General features: G+C 49.8%; 11 protein-coding genes. 1 reads left to right on the top strand and 10 read right to left on the bottom strand.

Annotation, left to right across the window (positions count from 1 at the left end):
* Nucleotides 1–10: 10 nt before the first annotated feature.
* The 6 genes from MKX74_RS12220 to MKX74_RS12195 form a co-directional block, all read right to left on the bottom strand.
* Nucleotides 11–802: an energy-coupling factor transporter transmembrane component T family protein gene (locus MKX74_RS12220; protein ID WP_341178541.1), complete on the bottom strand. Its 792-nt coding sequence runs from the start codon at nt 800–802 to the stop codon at nt 11–13.
* A 4-nt stretch (nt 803–806) separates the two neighbouring features.
* Entirely contained in the window at nt 807–1643 is an 837-nt protein-coding gene (locus MKX74_RS12215; RefSeq protein WP_341178540.1) for an ATP-binding cassette domain-containing protein, read from the bottom strand.
* The gene (locus MKX74_RS12210; RefSeq protein ID WP_341178539.1) at nt 1640–2485 is read right to left on the bottom strand and encodes an energy-coupling factor transporter ATPase; all 846 of its coding nucleotides are present in this window, start codon (nt 2483–2485) and stop codon (nt 1640–1642) included. Before MKX74_RS12210 ends, MKX74_RS12215 begins: the two co-directional genes overlap by 4 nt.
* A gap of 54 nt (nt 2486–2539) precedes the next feature.
* Complete coding sequence (locus MKX74_RS12205) at nt 2540–4099, bottom strand: class I adenylate-forming enzyme family protein (protein WP_341178538.1); 1560 nt, start codon at nt 4097–4099, stop codon at nt 2540–2542.
* Nucleotides 4100–4174: 75 nt separating this feature from the next.
* Complete coding sequence (locus MKX74_RS12200) at nt 4175–4729, bottom strand: biotin transporter BioY (RefSeq protein ID WP_341178537.1); 555 nt, start codon at nt 4727–4729, stop codon at nt 4175–4177.
* 313 nt (nt 4730–5042) lie between these two features.
* Nucleotides 5043–5423 (bottom strand): hypothetical protein, encoded by a 381-nt coding sequence (locus MKX74_RS12195; protein WP_341178536.1) that lies wholly within the window; start codon nt 5421–5423, stop codon nt 5043–5045.
* Between the two features lie 269 nt (nt 5424–5692).
* Between MKX74_RS12195 and MKX74_RS12190 the strand changes: the two genes are divergently transcribed.
* On the top strand, nt 5693–9196 hold the full coding sequence (locus MKX74_RS12190; RefSeq protein WP_341178535.1) for an S-layer homology domain-containing protein: 3504 nt from the start codon (nt 5693–5695) through the stop codon (nt 9194–9196).
* 185 nt (nt 9197–9381) lie between these two features.
* Here the strand turns inward: MKX74_RS12190 and MKX74_RS12185 are convergent, their stop codons facing one another.
* From MKX74_RS12185 to MKX74_RS12170, 4 genes are all read right to left on the bottom strand, one after another.
* A complete protein-coding gene (locus tag MKX74_RS12185) occupies nt 9382–10818 on the bottom strand; it encodes a Gfo/Idh/MocA family oxidoreductase (protein ID WP_341178534.1) in 1437 nt (478 codons plus the stop codon).
* 310 nt (nt 10819–11128) lie between these two features.
* Nucleotides 11129–15241: an S-layer homology domain-containing protein gene (locus MKX74_RS12180; RefSeq protein WP_341178533.1), complete on the bottom strand. Its 4113-nt coding sequence runs from the start codon at nt 15239–15241 to the stop codon at nt 11129–11131.
* A 331-nt stretch (nt 15242–15572) separates the two neighbouring features.
* Entirely contained in the window at nt 15573–16898 is a 1326-nt protein-coding gene (locus MKX74_RS12175) for an amidohydrolase family protein (protein ID WP_341178532.1), read from the bottom strand.
* A gap of 4 nt (nt 16899–16902) precedes the next feature.
* Nucleotides 16903–18468, bottom strand: coding sequence for a Zn-dependent hydrolase (locus MKX74_RS12170; protein ID WP_341178531.1), 1566 nt, complete (start codon nt 18466–18468; stop codon nt 16903–16905).
* Nucleotides 18469–18487 lie beyond the last annotated feature (19 nt).

Genomic DNA, 18487 nt, shown 5'->3' with positions numbered 1-18487 from the left:
ATACATTCCCTCACAGCAGCGCTAACATTAGCGCGACACCGACCGCCACACCACCAACCCACAGATCCCTTTGCCGGAACACAAGCTGTCGGTACATGGTTCTCCCTTTGCCGTCGCCATAGGCTCTCGCATCAATGGCCTGTGTTAATTGCTCAGCACGCTGAATCGTCGTCATGAAGAGCGGCACCAATACAGGAATGTACGCAAACATACGCCTAGGCCATCTAACAGCAGCAATGTCATAGCCTCTGGCCTTCTGTGCCAGTAGTATTCGGTCCAGTTCCTGAACGATTGTAGGGATAAAACGGATGGCAATCACAATCATAAGAGCAAATTGCTCTACGGGCACCTTCAGTCTGGACAATGGCGATAACAGTCGTTCTAGCCCCTGTGCCAATATTAGCGGCTGGGTAGTCAACGTTAGCAGGGATGCCAGCAGGATCATGAGCATAATGCGCCACACGACAAAGATCCCCAGCAGCACTCCCTCACTGGTTATTCGGATGAACGACCAGGTCCAGAGAACCGTAGACCCGCTACTTAGAAACGCATGATACAGCAATGTGAACAATAGAATGAGCAATACGGGCTTCAGCCCACTGAACAAGCGACCCATCTGAATTTTGGAGACTAGTAATGTCCATAGTACAAATATTGTTGCAACTGCATAACCGAGAAGCGTGTCCATCATCAGGAAGCCCAGCATCAGCACGAGCAAGGCGATCAGCTTCGTACGGGGATCTAGTCGGTGAAGCACTGAATCTGTACTCACATACTGACCTGGCAATATACTATTTTTCATACAGCTACTCTCTCTCCTGCCAGATGGGCAAAATATGCTGAAGAATATCCTGTTCCCGACTGCTACTGACAGGAATTGTCTGCCCGGACAGTTCCTCAATTAGCCTTAACAGCTGTACGGGCTCCGGTAGCGGTAATCCCGCTGTAGTCAGCAAGTCAGAGCGATTCAGGAAAAGCTCCTCTGCGTCCAGATGTCCCAGAAGCCGCCCTTCATGCAGGACAATCACCTCATCCGAGTATTCCGCCACATCCTCAATATGATGGGAAATAAATAACACTGTACGGTGGTCCTCCGCTCGCTGCCATTGCTGCAGCATCTGGAGCAGTCCCTTGCGGCCAATCGGGTCCAGACCAGCCGTCGGCTCATCCAGAATGAGCAGCCTCGGCTGCAGCATCAGCACAGAGGCCAGCGCTACACGCCGCTTCTGCCCACCGCTGAGCTGGAACGGCGCAGAATCAAGCAAAGCCTCACTGAGACCGACCTTGGGCAAGATCTGCTCAATAGCTTGTCTGATCGCCTGCTGAGAGTATCCCTGTACGCCAAGAGCGAAAGCCAGCTCACGATACACGGTCGTCTCGAACAGCTGATGCTCCGGGTACTGGAACACATAACCGATCTCCGGAACGATCTTCATCATGCCTTTCTTGTCTCTGGATGGTGGATGATGATCTATCCTGTATTCGCCAGTAAAGTCTGGAATAAGCCCCTTTAGTACTTTGGCAAAGGTTGATTTCCCAGCTCCGCTCGATCCGATGAGTGAAATCCACTTCCCCGGGCGCAAGATACAGCTGATATCCTGCAACGCCTTATGCTCATTATAGCTAGCATTAATCTTATTCATTTCATAGACCATTGGGAACGTATCATCTCCTTCCAGTCTGCTGTCAGGGGAGTGCTCATGTGAAGCCACTGGTGAAGCCTCGCGGCGAAGGGCTGCTCTAGCTTATAGTCTGCCAGCGGGACCGTGGCGAACATTGTAGCCGGCTCTCCATCAAATACGATCTGGCCCTGATCCAGCAGCAATACACGGTCGGCAGACAGCACCTCCTCCATGTGGTGAGTGATATGGATGATGGTCATTCCTTGCCGATACAGCTGCTGTACAATGGACATGATCTGCTGCCTGCTATGAGGATCAAGCATAGAGGTGGCTTCATCAAGAATCAGGATACGTGGCTGCATCGCAATAATCGCTGCGATGGCGACACGCTGCTTCTGACCTCCTGACAGCTGGTGCGGCATGGCCTCGGCGTACTCCTCCATCTGCACAGACTGAAGAGCGTGCTGAAGCCGTACGTCCATTTCCTTCCTCGGCACACGAATGTTCTCCATGCCGAACAGAATCTCATCCATGACGGTCGTGGTAATGAATTGATCATCCGGATTTTGAAAGACAAGCCCGATCTGCTGCCGAATCTCGTTCAGCTCAGCAGGTACCGAGGTATCCAGAGCTGCAAGCTTCACACGACCCGACTTTGGCAATACCAGTCCATTCATCAATCTCGCTAGTGTAGACTTGCCGGAGCCGTTCCCACCAACGATCGCCACGAATTCACCCGGACGTATCGTCAAGCTGATCTGATCAAGAATCGTTTGACCCTTGCGATAGTAGAAAAGAACATTATCTATAGTAAGCATTACTCCTGCTTTCTGGCGCTTCCACGCCGTAAAAAATGTCTCCATTTCCTATGAGTTAGACAAGACGTGCATCCATTCCACTGTTTCACAATGAGCTCCTCATTTATGTAATTGCGTCTTCACGGACACTTCCATAGCATGTCGTGCTATTTTTCCACTGCCAGTGTAGAGAAATTGTTCCACCGTGATATAGTCCTTGGGTACCTTGTAGTCAGGCAGATGCAGACGGCAATAGGCTCGGAGCTCCTCCGTCGTACAGCGCTGTCCTTCCGTCCATTGGACGAGTGCAGCCACCTTTTCCCCCCAGCGATCATCTGGAACGCCCATTACCATAACCTTCTGAATAGTCGGGATACCTTGTAGTACCGCCTCGACTTCTTCAGGAAACACCTTCAGTCCACCGGTCTTGATCATATGGCTGGATCGACCAGCCATATGCAAATACCCTTCTTCATCCAGATAGACGAAATCTCCGACCTTCAGCCAGCCATCGCGGAATACAGCGGCAGTAGCCTCCGGCAGCTGATCATAGCCGCAAAACATCATACGACTCCGAAGATACAGCTGTCCTACCGTGTTCACTGGCACTTCTCTGAACTCATCGTCGCGGATTGAGATATCCACCCCATGAAAAGGTCGTCCAAGGGCATCTGCTCCTTTTTCCTCATACACATCCATATAGCTGATATAGCTCGCCTCGGAGGAACCATAATATTCATACAGCTTCGCTTCTGGAAATACGGTCTTGCAATGCAGTCTGGAGCGCTCCGTCCACTTGCCACCAGAGCTGATCAGGGCCTGCACCCGAGTCTCTCCCGGAATAGCCTGTTGTGACAGCGCATCAATCATCGTGGGCACTACGAACAGAATCATCTCTGGATAATGAGTACATAGCTGTAACACTTCAGCAGCATCAAACCTATGTACTATATGAAAGGTCGCCCCACTATACAAGCTCTGAACCAGCGCGAACAGTGACAAGGAATGCACGAATGGACCCGGAGCCACTACCTGCTTCATCTCATGTAGCTGGAACGCCTCCGCTGTAGCTTCAAAGCTGGCCAGCCAGGAGGCGTGAGTACGCATATAGCCTTTGGGCATACCCGTCGTTCCAGACGTATATCCGACAAACAGCAGTTCATTATTATCCTGTACAGCAGCCTCAGGCTCTAGCAAATTCATCCACTGCTCGTAGAGGGTGGTGGATCTGTTTCTATGCTCCTCGGCGAGCGTATCGCATGGGAGAATAGCATCCAGCTCACGATGCTGTCCCTGAAAATGCTGTTCCTGAAAGACAATCTGGCCTATCTGAGAGCATTCGGCAGATACCCTGTGTACATGTCGCTGCTCAACGAACAGCACCTGCGCCTGACAGTGTCGGAGCATTGCGTTCAGTTGTACATCATTCCATGTCGGGTCAAGTAAAACGGGAACACAGCCCGCCTGAATAGCCCCAAGGAACACTTCCACGAATTCGATCCGATTCGCAGACAGAATGGCTACTCTAGCATGACGTACTCCATGTTGTCTGAGACCGTTGGCTACGCTTGATACACGTTGCTTCAATTGTACATAGGTGAGCTGCTCCTGTGAGCAGGAAATTGCAACTCGATCAGGCGAGCGGTCAACCTGGTCGAATATCGGCTGTAATAGGTTCAATGCTTCCCCACCTTCTAAGTGATAGATAGCTACATTGATGAAGTTAATGTGGACTCCCATTGGCAACTTGAAGGGCTAAGTACTATGAATTTTCTCTTCGATGGGACTAAGTGCCTTGATTCGAACAGCAATTACCGCTGCAATCACCGCTTTGATGATATCACCCGGGATGTACGCTGCTGCCCCCACGATTCCGGCCCATATAGACGTATTCGTAATAATCGCCATGACAGGGGCACCTATTAGACTCACAAGTATGATACCAAATGCAAAGTTGATAAGCACAAGCTTCCAGGTCGTCAGCTTAGGCCACACCTTCTCGGCAGCAAATCCGATGCAAAAGGCTGCGATTGGCCAGCTGATAATGAAGCCAATAGAAGGGCCAATCAGCGCAGAGATCCCTCCACGTCCGCCTGGCAGAATCGGTAAGCCTATAGCAACCAAGACGAGGAACAAGATCAGGCTGAGCAGTGCCATTCTCTTGCCGAGGAAGCACCCTGCAAGCATGACCCCAAGTGTCTGTGCAGTGATCGGGACAGGGATGAAGCCGAGTGGAATAGGTGGAATCATGCCCAGTACGCCAATGAAGGCAGCAAACAACGCTGCGTATACCATTTCTTTTGTACTCAAATTGATAACCTCCATGAATAGTCAAAATATAATCAAATAATGTCATAGCAGCGCCCTCTCGACGTTAACGAATAGAATTATAGCCTTTGGCACGTACATTGTAAACCATCATTTTAAACATAGGTTAACAATACGACGTACGGTCAATCTATGAACCGAATCTAATTTAACACTTCATGACTTTCAGGGGAATAACAGCTGCCCCTCTGCCGGGCAAAGAAAAGCTGACATTCACGTTTACGCACAAAAAGACCCGGAAAAAGCAATCGAGATCGCTTCTCCCAGGCGTATTCCCACCCTATTATTAAATTATTCATGGGACATAAGCCCCCACGACCTCAACTCTGCGCTCGTCCCCAATCTCCAGATATTTAACGTCGATCTCCTTACCCTTTTGGAATTGCGGAATATGAATGATCGGTATAAACGTTTTGATCATCGCTGGAAAGGTGCGACCGTCCTGCTGTGTCACAGTTAGCTCAAGAGTGACCCCAGGCTGTCCATCCATCGACGACGATGTTGGGTGCACTGCATGAATGAATGCCTTGGCTGGAACACCTTTCATTAAAATTTGGGTACGCCCCTGCAGCGTACTACGCTTGGCCCTCAGCGTCGTATACACGAACCACACAATGATCAGACTCGTGAACATGGAGATTGCAACGTAGGTCAGTATCAGACTCGTCGTAAACATAGCCAACCTCCTATACATAAATGTGAAGTGTTATTTTGGCATCTTTTTCCTCCAGTATAGCATGAGACCCCCATCAAGACGAGAGACTTCTGCCGTAATAGCTATCGGATTATACCCGCATTCCTCGTTGTTCAGAATCGGTTCAGTGGCCGCATCTATAATGTAAATGCATAGTTCTTACGACACTCTAAACAACTCAGAACTCCCTGCGACTTAATACCCAAATCATGCGAAATTATGCATATCAACTAGAACCGGGAGTGAGCATTTTGAAAAAAGTCAAACGCAATAAGCTGGTTGCCTCAGCTATGATCCTAGGAATCGCTACCGGATCTGTCATTACTCTACCCTTCTCTCACGCATCCTTAACCGCTTATGCGGCTGATGCAGTATCTACTGAGTCGGACGCCATCAAGCAGGTACGAGAGCTTGGATTGATGACCGGAGGGACACAAGGAGATTTCATGGCTGACAAGGTACTAACCCGTGCCGAGACAGCCAAGATTCTGTCCCTCATCTTTCAACTGGATACCAGCCCGCAGCAAATGACCTCCTTCATGGATGTATCTTCGACTGCCTGGAGCGCTTCTTATATTGAGGCAGTACGTGAGGCAGGCTTCATGGGAGGAGACGGTGAGCTGTTCCGTCCCAACGATGCGGTCACTCGCGCTGATCTGATCTCGATCCTCGTTCGCTCCATGGAGCTGCACGGCGATGACAGCAGCGTTGACGCTCAGACGCCAGTGGACATTGCTCGCAGCTACGGACTATCCGTCGTGGAGGCCAGTGAGGATCTGAATGCCCCGCTGAACCGCGAGCACGGAGCAGAATTTTTCCTGCAGCTGCTAGATCATCCTGTTGGCGAAGTTGTTACCGACGGGAACACTGTGCGGATCGGTAATATTCCCTACCAGATTGGCAGTACCCTCCAGGGGCTACTTGGTGTAGAAAATGGAAACGTACTCAAGGGAGCCAAGCTGGACTTGAACCGTAGTCTTCGTACCGTAACAGGTATTAACACTTTGGAGCTGAATGGCAATGGTGGAACACTCGATGGTGCGGGAGCAACCTTCAACGGCAAAATAATCATTAATGGCTCTGTGACCGTGAAGAATCTCACTTCTACAGGTGAGCTAGAAATCCGGGGTACGGATTCCGTGGAGGCCATTCTAGATAACAGCAGCTTATCCAAAGTTACCATTATTGCGAAGGACGCAAAGCTGACTGCCACGGGCACGACCCGCCTGGAGCAGCTGGCCTTGGATAGTAACGCTACATTGCTGACACAGGGCGAAGCTTTCATTAACCGTCTCTCTCTCCTACAAGGCTTAAGCAAGCTCTTTATCAATGGCACTATTGGGGAACTGGATACTACAGGCTATAACGGTACCCCCTTCATTACACTTCAGGAGCGGGCTTTGATTCAGCAGCTACGCCTGGACCCGAACAAGCTTCCGTCTGATGTGGTTATCAACTATAACGTCATGAAGCAAGCTGTGAGCGGCTTGAACGGCAATGCCAATCCTGATCAAACGCAGGTAGTGACCCCACCAGATACCAGCAGCTCCAGACCCAAACCCAACAATGGCAACAATGGCAACAATGGCGGTGGCAACAGCGGCAATGAGAGCCCGGCTGTGGATCGTGTGGTCCTTGAGACCACGATTACCCATGCTGGTTCTCTGCTGAATCGTGCTGGCGAAGGTGGACCCGACCGTAATTTGTATCTGCAAGAGGCCAAGGACAGCCTGGGTTCCGCGATTGAACTCGCCATCGGGGTACTGAACAATAATCAGGCCAATCAGGCTGCCGTGAATGAAGCAGTGCTGCAGCTAAATACTGCTATCCAGAACTACCTTGGATCAGCTGTTCAACAGGGCTTGATTGATCTGACTGCCCTGGATCAACAACTGCGGATTTCGACGGAGTCTATGCTACCCGAGAATGACAATGAGCTGCCTCGTGTATGGAACGACTACTTGCAAATGGCCATTCTCGATGCCCAGCAGGTACTGGTAAATAGCAATACGACGCAAGCAGATGTCGACGCTGCAACAACTCAGCTAGCTAAGAAGAGCAAATTATATATGGCATCCCTATCCATCAAGCTTCCTGCGCTCCAATTGTTGAACGCCATTAATTCCTTACCGGATCTGGATTTCACAGACGCAGACCGCTTCAAGCCGACAGCATTTCAAGCTATGCTCGTCTATGCCAATACCGCTTCAAGCCTGGAAGAGCTTCAGATGACTGCAAGCCAAGTACAGGCCATGTATGATGAGTACCTGCTCATCCAATCCGTCAATTTCAAGGCTTTGAATGTCAAGCTACATGAAGTTGGAGAACTGACCGAGCTTCATCCGGCAGATGTAGTCCTCAGCGATATGCTGAATTTCTACACCAAGAAGATGCACAAGGCCATGACCCAGCCTGAGGTAGATGGGATTCTGCATGAATTGACCTCCAAGCTTTCTAACTGGAGCGACATTAACAACCCTGGTGAACAGGTAGATACCATGGCCTTGTCCCAGCTTGTTAACACCATTGCCGAATCGCTGAATAGTGAGCCTTACTTGAGCTCGATCATGCCACTAGAATATCAGACGATGGATAGCTTGCTGAGTAACAGCATAGACATGTATCAGCCAGGCAGCACTTCAAGCCAGAAAGATATAGATCAGCAGTATACAGCGCTGGAGCAAGGCTATTTCTTGTTCAAGGAGCAGCTAGCTGACAAAAAGCTTGATTATAGACACCAGCTGAATTTGCTTATTCAGCAAGCGGATGATCTACTCATTACCCAATCAGGCAACATGTCTCCACAGGATGAGAACTACCTTAATGTGTTGCTGTTGAATGCCGACCAGGCTGCTCAGATCGATTCCCCTGCCCTGTTTATCCTGTTCAATGCTGTGACGGATTTGTCAAATGGACTTGAGCAAGTTCAAATTTTGGACAAAGCTACTTTGCTGACAATTCTGGATCAGGCCAAGGCAGATTACGACGCATATGGGAAGTATCATCCGTCCGGCCAGACGTTGTACATGGCTATCGAGAATGCAAATACGGAGCTTGCCGATGGCTATATTACACAGGAGAGCATTGATGAGGCACGGTTGTCTTTGGCGGACGCTCTAGACAACTTCCAATCGCCATGGATTACCCAAATGATGATAGACGATACCCTTGAACAAGCTATTCTGCTCGGGGATCAATATTCCAGCGGAGCAGAAAGCGAATCGCAAGAGTACATTGCTCTGGTTACGGCTATATTCGAAATGCAGTCGTTGGAAGATGCAGAGAGCTTTGAAGCTACACTGTCACAATATGTGGCCTTGAAGAAGAGTATCGAAGAATTTGAAGTGTTCCTTTCTAATCAAGGAAGCAACAACTCAGGTGGTATTCCTGGTGATGATCCGGGCGTTCCTTTCACGAGTGATGAGGCTGTACAAAGCACCGATAATCCACCAGCAGATCCGGTAAATCCGACCCCTCCAGTCGAAGAGTCTTCGCAAGGTGATGATAACGTAACTGGGGAAAATGATGGAGCTAGCAACAGTGAAGTCCCATCTGAGCCTGAAATTAGTGAACCTGAAACTACTGAACCTGAAGCAACTGAGCCCATACAAGATGGAAGCGAACCAGCAGTCGAAAATTCGAACGAGAATTCAAATGCTCCTGAAGCAAATCCTGCTGATCAAGATGCAGAACAGGGAGCGGAGCAAGAGCAAGGTATTCCTGGTGGAGATTCCGATTTCGGCATCCCCGGCTAAGCTGATGCTGGTATGACTCAGCTCTGATGAACTCGCTTGAATAATGGTAGTAGCTTGACCAGATCAAATATAAGATTTGATTCCCGCATTACGAAAAAGCCGTCCCTCCTCCCTCAGAGGTGGAACGGCTTCTTCATGTTGTTTTTACAGTGTCATGGGTAAGTCTAGTCCAACATTCCAGTGTCTCAAATCGCCGCACATGGGAAAACAGGAACTTGCTTGTCTAGAGCAACACTTAGAGCACGAATGACAAGCTCATGGTCTCTACCTTCATGCAGTCCACTTAGTGCAAGTGTCGCAACCCATTCATTGTTTACCCGAACAGGAAATGCTCCCCCGGTAGGAATAAAATGGGGTACATTCTCCATCTCTCTATTCCAGTTATGATTCAAGACATGATCCACGTGCATCCACAGGCTGGAATGCCCTGTTGCCAGGGCGGCTCTTCGTTTACCCTCCATATAGCTAATATTCCGAGCTGACTTGCTGTCCATCATATATTGAAATAACACAAGGTCATCACTTTCGCGGAAGATCGAGACAGCAATTTCACGGTCATAATCCTTCGCTAATTCTGCGATGATGTTCCCCAGCTTTAATGCTTCCTCAGCCCCAAAGCGATCATATTGAAGTGTCTTTTCTTGTTCTACCAATACGTCTAGGCATTCTGGAGTATATGTCAGACCCGCTCGTATTGTATCCAGAACTTCTGCACAACGCAGAGAAGCTGACAGTGGCATAATGTGACTTTCAGTTCGTCCATTTTCCAGACACTCTACAAAATGATGGATTTCGCTATAGAAATCATCGAATTCATAGGGAAGTTGCACCCTCTCAGGCTCATATCCATCTCGACAGACCAGCATGCTCACAGGTCGATGAAGGTCTTCGACTATGATACTCCCATTCTCTCCCTGGAGCACGACTTTTCGTTCCTTCTGGCGATCAAATGCACATTCGAGGCCCGCTTGCACGTCACCCACACGGAGCTTGGCATCCACGTAATAATCAATGGAGTCTCGTTGTGAAGCAGCTACAGCTTCCAATTGAATGTTTCCAAGCGAAAAGTCCTCGATCCAACTTGCACAATAGGTTCCCACATCCAGCAACGCGCCACCTGGGCCTGCTTGAACATGATATGTATTCATTTCTGGAGGCATTTCATTACACAAACTCGCATGTATCGAGGTAATGTTACCGATTTCACCTGCTTCCACTCTACACCGCAGTTCTCTATATACGGGTACAAAGCGCTGTTTCATGGCCTCCATGAAGAGAACATGTTTACTTTTAGCCGTATCTGCGATGTCTTGCATCTCCTTGAGATTCAAGGATGCAGGTTTTTCACACAAGATCGCCTTCCCTGCATGCATCGCTTTGATGGCCCACTCATGGTGTAAATGATGTGGCAATGCGAGATAGATCGCATCAACATTAGGATCTGATAGCATCTCAGCATGTGATACGTACAGCTTATCGGAGGGGTACTGTTCTGCAAACATCTTTAACTTCAACTCATCACGGCCACTGATGGCATATAATGTACTGTTAGGTTCGTTTTGTAGTGAGGCTGCAAAGCGTTTAGCAATATATCCTGCGCCAAGAATTCCCCATCGAATCATCCAATAACCTCCATGCTGTGTAATATAGTTTCGTATTTTGCTAGCTGCCTGTAGAATTGTAATTTGCCTGAATTTTGCCTGAATTTAATAAAAAATAGCTCATGATGAATTCATGTAGAATGAAAGTTCTCACACCTCATTCATACAAGAAGAATTCACCATGAGCTAAGCACATCTTAGCATAGTCGAGCACAGCATGCTAGAAAGCTGTCAGCTATGGGAAAAGGCACTCTCTACCTGATCAACACAGACCACGAAGCGTCTCTGGCAGGATTAGTTCACGAATCTGCCAGAGGCACTGTGTTGTGACTTACGGAGTATGTGTCCCAAAATATTGATATGTCCCCTTAGGGAAGACATTCCATTCGTCCGCCAGGCTGAATTCAGATGAGCCATAGGAAATACCGCTCTTACGCACAATCGTTCCTCCATTAGCCATTAGCTGGCTCTGCGAGGCAGCTGGATTTCCGAGGACATCCACCACGACCCCGTTTTTCTTCAGTACCAGGGCTACCAGATTAAACTCTGTAGGACGGTGCAATACAGCCTCCTCGTTGTAGTACCATATATTCATAATATCCATGGCATCGTAGAAGATATCTCCGATAATGATAAATGGCATGTTAGGGTACGGAGCGTTAAGTGGCATAGCTACTACGTTCATGCTCTGTGTCTGCTTCATGAAGCGATGAATCTCCAGCGTATAGCCTGTAGCCCGCTCCCCCGTGCCGTCTCCATTATAATACAGCTCAATGGCTTGTCGACCATCTCCACCGTCCAGATATTGTGAGAAATACAAGCCTACTGGCTGCTGTGCAGCCTGTCTAGCCATGAACACCACCGCTCTGCCATCCGCACCGACGACCCAAGTATAGAGCATATCTGCTGAGAGCTTGATCTCTGCGCTGTTCAGCGCATTCGGACCGATGAAGGTGGAATCCGCTGTTCCTTTATAGACCTTGAACGAGAATGCTTCTGGGAAATACCTATTCAGATCAATCGTTTTGTAAGGCAGACCGTACTTTACGTCGACTAGGGTCAATCCAGCATTTACGAGCTGTGCATTCGACGCCTCGAAGCTATACGTATTCGTGCCTCCTTTGCCATCGTCCGCCGTAACCGTAATCGTTGCTGTACCATTCAAGATTCCTGGCTCTAAGGTCAGGGTATTGCCTGTTACTTGGACCTGAACTGCCTGTGCAAGGCTAGAGACGGCCGTGAATTGAAGCACATCCCCATCCTCGTCCGCGAATAGCTGGCTTACATCATAGTTCCTTGGATTGGTGATCCCTGGCGTCAGGATCTGAGAACTAATAGACGCTACCACCTGCGGTGCACGATTATTTACAGCTGGAAGTGATACCAGTATCGGGAATTGAGCCGACTGTGAGCGACCATAGCCATCATATACGCTCATAGTCACTGTTGTTGCCCCGATATTATAAGGGATTAGTGATAACAGTGCTCCATTCACACTGACATCTGCTATTGATGAATCGTAGGTGGCCGCCGTGACAGATAGAGTGGACTCATCAAAATTCGACAAAAATGGCGAAAGATCAAGTCCCCAAGGCTGTGCTCCCAATTCTAATCTTTGCTCCGGGATTGAACCTATGGAAGCTGCAGACAAGACGTTCAGGTTCAGTTGTGTACTGACAAGCCCCCCTCTTCCATCCTTGGCGGTAATGGAAATGGATGCACTCCCTGGCATCCGCCCCTGAATGCTCAGCATGCCTGCTTGTTCCACGGCCTCTACGATATCAGAATCAGAGACACTAATTTCATAAGTAAGCGCATCTCCGTCCGGATCGGAGAAGATCTGTGACAGGTCAAGCTCCTGCTGTGGATGACCTACGATCAGATTCATCATGCTCGGCGTATTCGTGACAACTGGCTGCTGATTCATTGGCGGCAGTGGGAGAACACTTGCTTGCAGCATCGCTTGAGCCACCCCTCCACGAGAATCATCTACCTGCAGGAATATGGTCACTGAACCAGCAGCCACCCCCTGCACATGGAGCAGATTCCCAGTGAGCTGCACGAAGGCAAGATTGGGATCAGAGCTCCAAGCACTATAGGTGAGCATATCTCCATCCGGGTCTGAGAATACCTGAGATAGATCCAGATCATATCCTGGTGCCTCTGGTATAAGCATGATTGGCATTAAAGTCTGGGCAATCGGACTATGGTTCTCAGGTTCAGGTTGTGGTTGTGGGTGTGGCTCAGGCTGTGGCTCGGGTTGTGGATTGTTACCCGGTTGCTCGGCTGCCTCCACATGTACCTCAAAAGTTGCAGAAGCTTGTCCAGTTGTGCCATCCGCCGCTACCTGTCCATCATCTGCAGTGACCGTAATCGATACTTGACCTGCTTGTCGAGGAGTCAGGCGAAGCTGCGCTCCCGTAATCACAGCGGATACAATACTGTTGTCGGTCGATGCGATTGTATACTTCAAAGCTGCATGCTCAGGATCTGAGAAATACGCACTTACATCCAGCTCTGCGGGCTGCTCATTGACACGCAGTTGCTGATCAGGTATAGGTGTCGGCACAGGCGGTGCATTGACGATGACATTAAAAGAAGCCGTTAGCTTCTTGCCACGGGGGTCACTCACCGTGAGTCTGATGGTAGATGAGCCTCCATTGCCTGGCGTGAGGTACAGCTTCCCATCCCTGACGGTTGTTCTCGCAACACTCGCTCTCAAGGAGACCGCTGCATAGGTCAGAGTATCTCCATCAGGATCTTGAATGTAATCAGACAAGTTGACAACATAGTCCTGTCCGTTGCCCGTCAAGAGTAGATCTGGAATGGCATGCTTCAAGACCGGGGCCCGATTGGACGAACTTGACGTACTATCTGTTGAGCCTGCTGTAGTGGTCGCTGTTGTCTGACTTGCCGCACCAACGACACGTTCAGACACGTTGGAGTTAGCAGCAACCTGTTCTACCTTGACATTCTCACCCAGCTGTACGTTCTCCCCGGTCTGATTGACCTCAAGCACCGCAATTGTACCTGTCGTATCGACATCCACGGCCCCTGCTCCATCAATGATAAGCTTTTGGATCGTGGCATCTCCGGTTACTTTGACAGGCTCTGAATTGGTAGTCAGCACTGTGCCAACGCTTCCATTTAATTCGACTGCAGAGGCTCCGTCGGTCAGCACAAGACGAGGTAAAGTAGCCCCGGTATCTATGTCTATAGCTGACGAAGATTCTAATGTCATACTGGATATCGTTGTATTTCCTGAAGCAACGACATGCACGTCCTTCTTGGTAACGGAGACTTCATTCAGGCTCGATTGCTGGAATACGACCGTATCACTGTCTCCACCTTGTACGAACGTCTGACCCTTCACTTGCAGCGACTCTGCATAAAAATCATGCTGAACATTCGGGGCAATGGTCAGGTCCCCATTCACCTTCAGATCGACTACAGATACAAAATCCCCGGCTATAGTCAGATTACCTTCCAAGGAAGCTCCCTGACCGTTAAGCGTCACATTACCGCTAAATTCCTTTGCACCTGTGTTCGCTGGAAGTCCTCCCGAAACAATCTCCAATGCGAGAAGCTGATCAAGTGTGCGGCCGGTGGCACGGAACTCTACTTTGGCATCATGCAGCACCGTACTATTGTCTGGATTCAGAATTCCCTGAAGCTCTGTACCAATCTGGTAGCGTACACCATTGATGATTGCGAAGCCCTCTTGGACATCCTTCAGTAGAGATGCCCGCTGTTGCGGGAAGAAAGCAGATACTAGCATCCCCGCTGCATCTGCACGGTTGACGGGCGCAGCTGGCGACAGGCCTCCTGAATAGTCACTCAGCAAATTTACTTCATAGGCTACTCGTAGCAGCGGCTCTGCCCAATCACTTCCTCCGGTCCACTCAGCTGGCAATGAATCCTCTGCGATAGCCTGATCGGCCACCACCTGTTCTGCTGTTCCCTGTACACCGGTAGCACGCACAAGCACAGCGATCAGCTCTTGGCCTGTAACCTTCTGCTTGGGATTGAACGTATTCTCCCCGGTTCCTTGGACCCAGCCAGCGCTCTTGGCCGCTTCAATATATGGGCTGCTCCAGCTCCCTGCAGGGACATCCTTAAATGATGAGCGGGAACTCTCTGGCAGAGGCAGTTCTAGGGCTTTCACCAGCAATACTGCCAGCTCTTGGCGGGTAAGATCCGCTGCAGGACGGAAGGTACCATCTGTATTACCTTGAATGACCCCCATTTCCATAGCCCGGCTGATCATTTGCCGCTGTTGCTCGGTTAGATCTGCTGCATCTGTGAATACAGCCCCTATACTCGCTCCAGATGATACGGCAGATATTGTTGCCCCGCTTGCGTCCACTGCTGCAGGCGGCAACGCAGGTGCAAGCAACAATAGCACTGCAGCAACCTGCGCAGCTGTCATTTTTACGTTATTCATGCTGTAGACTCCCATCTCGCTCTTCTCATTGTTTGTTTCATTCAAGGCTCAGCCACTTACTTAGCTGCGTTCTTGAATGTGCAAAAGATATAGGTCTACCGTATCACACCCCACTGAACCAATTCTGAACAAACATGCAAGATAGACAGATGAGATGGAGGTGCAAAGAAGAAGTTCATCTTTCAACGAGTTCACGAGATTGTAAGGGTGAAATAAGGCATCTCAAGCATGTCTTGCGATTTAAAAAACCACTAGTTATAGCTATTGTAGTTACTATTATAAACAAGAAACTGCTGTAAGAACTGGACTGTACATCTGCCGGCTCAATCTGTCAATGGTGATGCCCTGCCAGCCTCTCGAACAACTCATCCACACGGCTGACAATCTGACGCTCTGCAATGTTCACAAGCAGTCCCTCGTCTACAATGAGCTTGCCATTCGTGACTACATGGGTAATCGCACCTGGCTGCATCGCGTACACCATGTTGGCGAACAGCTCCGTCTTGGGCGTCAGGGATAGATCGTGCACATTCAGTGCGACAAAATCTGCAGCCATTCCCGTCTGCAATCTCCCAATCGGCAGGCGCAGGATTTCTCCTGCACGGGCCGTCCCCATACGGTATACATCCTTCGCTGTAATACATGTTCCATCCAGGCGGTTCACCTTTTGCAGAAGAGCACACATCCGCATTTCCTCAAACACACTGATTCGATTGTTACTGCAGCCCCCATCCGAGCCCAGCGTTATCTTGACCCCAGCCTTCATCAGCTCCGGAATACGAGTCACACCGTCCGCCAGAAACATGTTGCTTGAAGGACAATAGGCGAGCGAGCCTCCTCTGCTGCCTATCAACTCAATCTCCGACTGCTCCAGCCAGACCAGATGGATCGCAATCATTCGTTCATCCACCACTCCAAGAGAATCCAGATAGTGAAGCGGGCGCAGTCCGTAATCCCTAAGCGTATCGTGGACCTCGAACATCTCCTCGGCTACATGGATATGAAAAGGGGTATCCAGCTGTACCGCCAGACGATGCCCGGCCTTGATCATCTCCGGCGAGGCTGCATGCGGACTGTGCGGTGCTGGATGCACGGTGACCATCGCATTCCCCTGATACTTGACCGCAAGGGCATGGGTTCGCTCCACGGCCTCGGTCACCGTCTCCCGATAGGCTACTGGTGCTCCACTCCAGTCATACATGGTCCGGGCCAACACAAGTCGGATGCCCACATCCTGAGCTGCCCGAATGACTGCCTCGTCAAAAGCTGTGCCTCCGTTATGTATATAGAAGAAGTCGCTCACCGTAGTTACTCCATAACGGGCCATCTCGCCAAAAGCCAGCAGTGCCCCGGTGTAAATAGCCTCCTCATCCAGTAGCGGAGTATATTTATAAAGTGCTTGCTCCCTCCACTCCAGGAACGGTCGATCTACGGCAATTCCCCGTAGTAGACTCTGAAAGGAGTGATTGTGCGCATTGACAGTGCCCGGAGCAATCGCATGCCCTGCCAAGAAGACCTCCTCGGCTTGAGGATATTCCTGACGAAGTTGCACTACAGGGCCAATCGCTACAATACGTCCATGCTCCTCTACCAGCCCGTAGTTGGGCTTAAAGCTCTCCTCCACATACATGACATCTGCTGTATAGAGCTTAGCCATGTTCTCACTCCCCTTCGTTTTCTTGCTGATCCAAGGATAATATGGTGTGCAGGAGGACATTTCCCACCTTCTCAATATCCTCAATAAGGCTCTCTTCCTCGGGACAGTGACTTTTGCCGCCCAGACTTGGCACGAATAACATGCCCGCCCTGGTTAGTGCGGCCATATGCGCTGCATCGTGACCTGCCATACTCCCTAGCAGCGTATGCGAATAGCCCAAGCCCTCAGCTTCCCTTCTGCACAAGGTAATAACCGTATCATCCATAGCCACAGGAGACTGATCAAGCAGAAGGCGACGCGTGAGATGCAACCCCCGTTCTAGGCAAATTCGGCTTGCATGAAGCTCCCAGGCGTCCAGCACTTGCTGAATATGTACTCGACTTCGTCCCCGTATCTCCATATGGAAGCTCACCTTGCCAGGAATAATATTGGCAGCATTCGGTTCATTATGGATTCTTCCAATCGTCCCTACCGTCTCTTCCTCGGGATGCATTCTGCATTCCGCTTCGAAGGCGAGCATTAACTCGGATGCACCCATCAGGGCATCCATGCGATCAGACATGAGCGTAGTACCAGCATGATTGGCCTCCCCAAGTACAACCACTTCCTCCCGGTAGATTCCCGTAATGGACGTAACGATACCTACGGGAATGTTACGAGCCTGCAGACGTTTGCCCTGTTCGATATGTACCTCCAGAAATGCGGCCATATCATTCGTACTACGGCGACATGCCTCAAAGCGATCCGGGTTCCCCCCGGCTAGACGCAAAGCATCTACGAGCATTACTCCTTCCTCGTTTTGTACGCCCTCAAGATCCGCACTTCCTAACTTGCCTGCTACAGATCGACTACCGAACGTGGACAGACCGAAGGGATTGGGTTCCTCTGCACTAAAAGATACCAGCTCCAGCGAATGCCTCGTCTTGATTCCTCTCTCCATCAGCACCTTCATGATCTCCAGTGACAGCAGTACACCCAGTGCGCCGTCATACCGTCCACCACTCGGGACCGTGTCGATATGTGAGCCGAATACGATCGGCGGGAGCCCCCTTTCACTACCCTGCCGTCTGGCCCAAATATTCGCAGCTGAATCAAGCGATACGTCCAATCCAAGTCGCTCTAGCTCGTCGATGAGCCAGGCTCGTGCCTCAAGCTCTGCTGGCGTGAAGGTCGTTCGGTCCAAGCCTCCTACGGCATTCTGGCCGATCTTTCCGAGTGTCTCAATACTATGATGCAGACGGGCTGCGTTCACCGTGATAGGCGACCAATGCCCATCACTATGCTGTGATGATTCGATCGTGTTATCTTCAATGCGATTATCTTGAATGCGGTTATTTTGAATATATTGAGCCTCATAACAATCATCTTGTACGTTGTCATTTTGTACATCGTTATCATGTACATCGTTATCATGTACATCCTTATCATGTACATCCTTATCATGTACGTCGTTATCATGTATCTCGCTACCTTGTATATGTCTATCTCGCACATGTCTATCTCGTGAATTTTTATAATGTCTCTTGCTATCTCGTTTGCTATCTTGCATATCGTTATCATTGTCGCGCATATCGTATCGTGCTCCTTAT

The organism is Paenibacillus sp. FSL K6-1230, from assembly GCF_038002385.1.
GTDB classification, from domain to species: domain Bacteria; phylum Bacillota; class Bacilli; order Paenibacillales; family Paenibacillaceae; genus Paenibacillus; species Paenibacillus massiliensis.
This window is presented reverse-complemented; position numbering and strand designations above follow the sequence as displayed.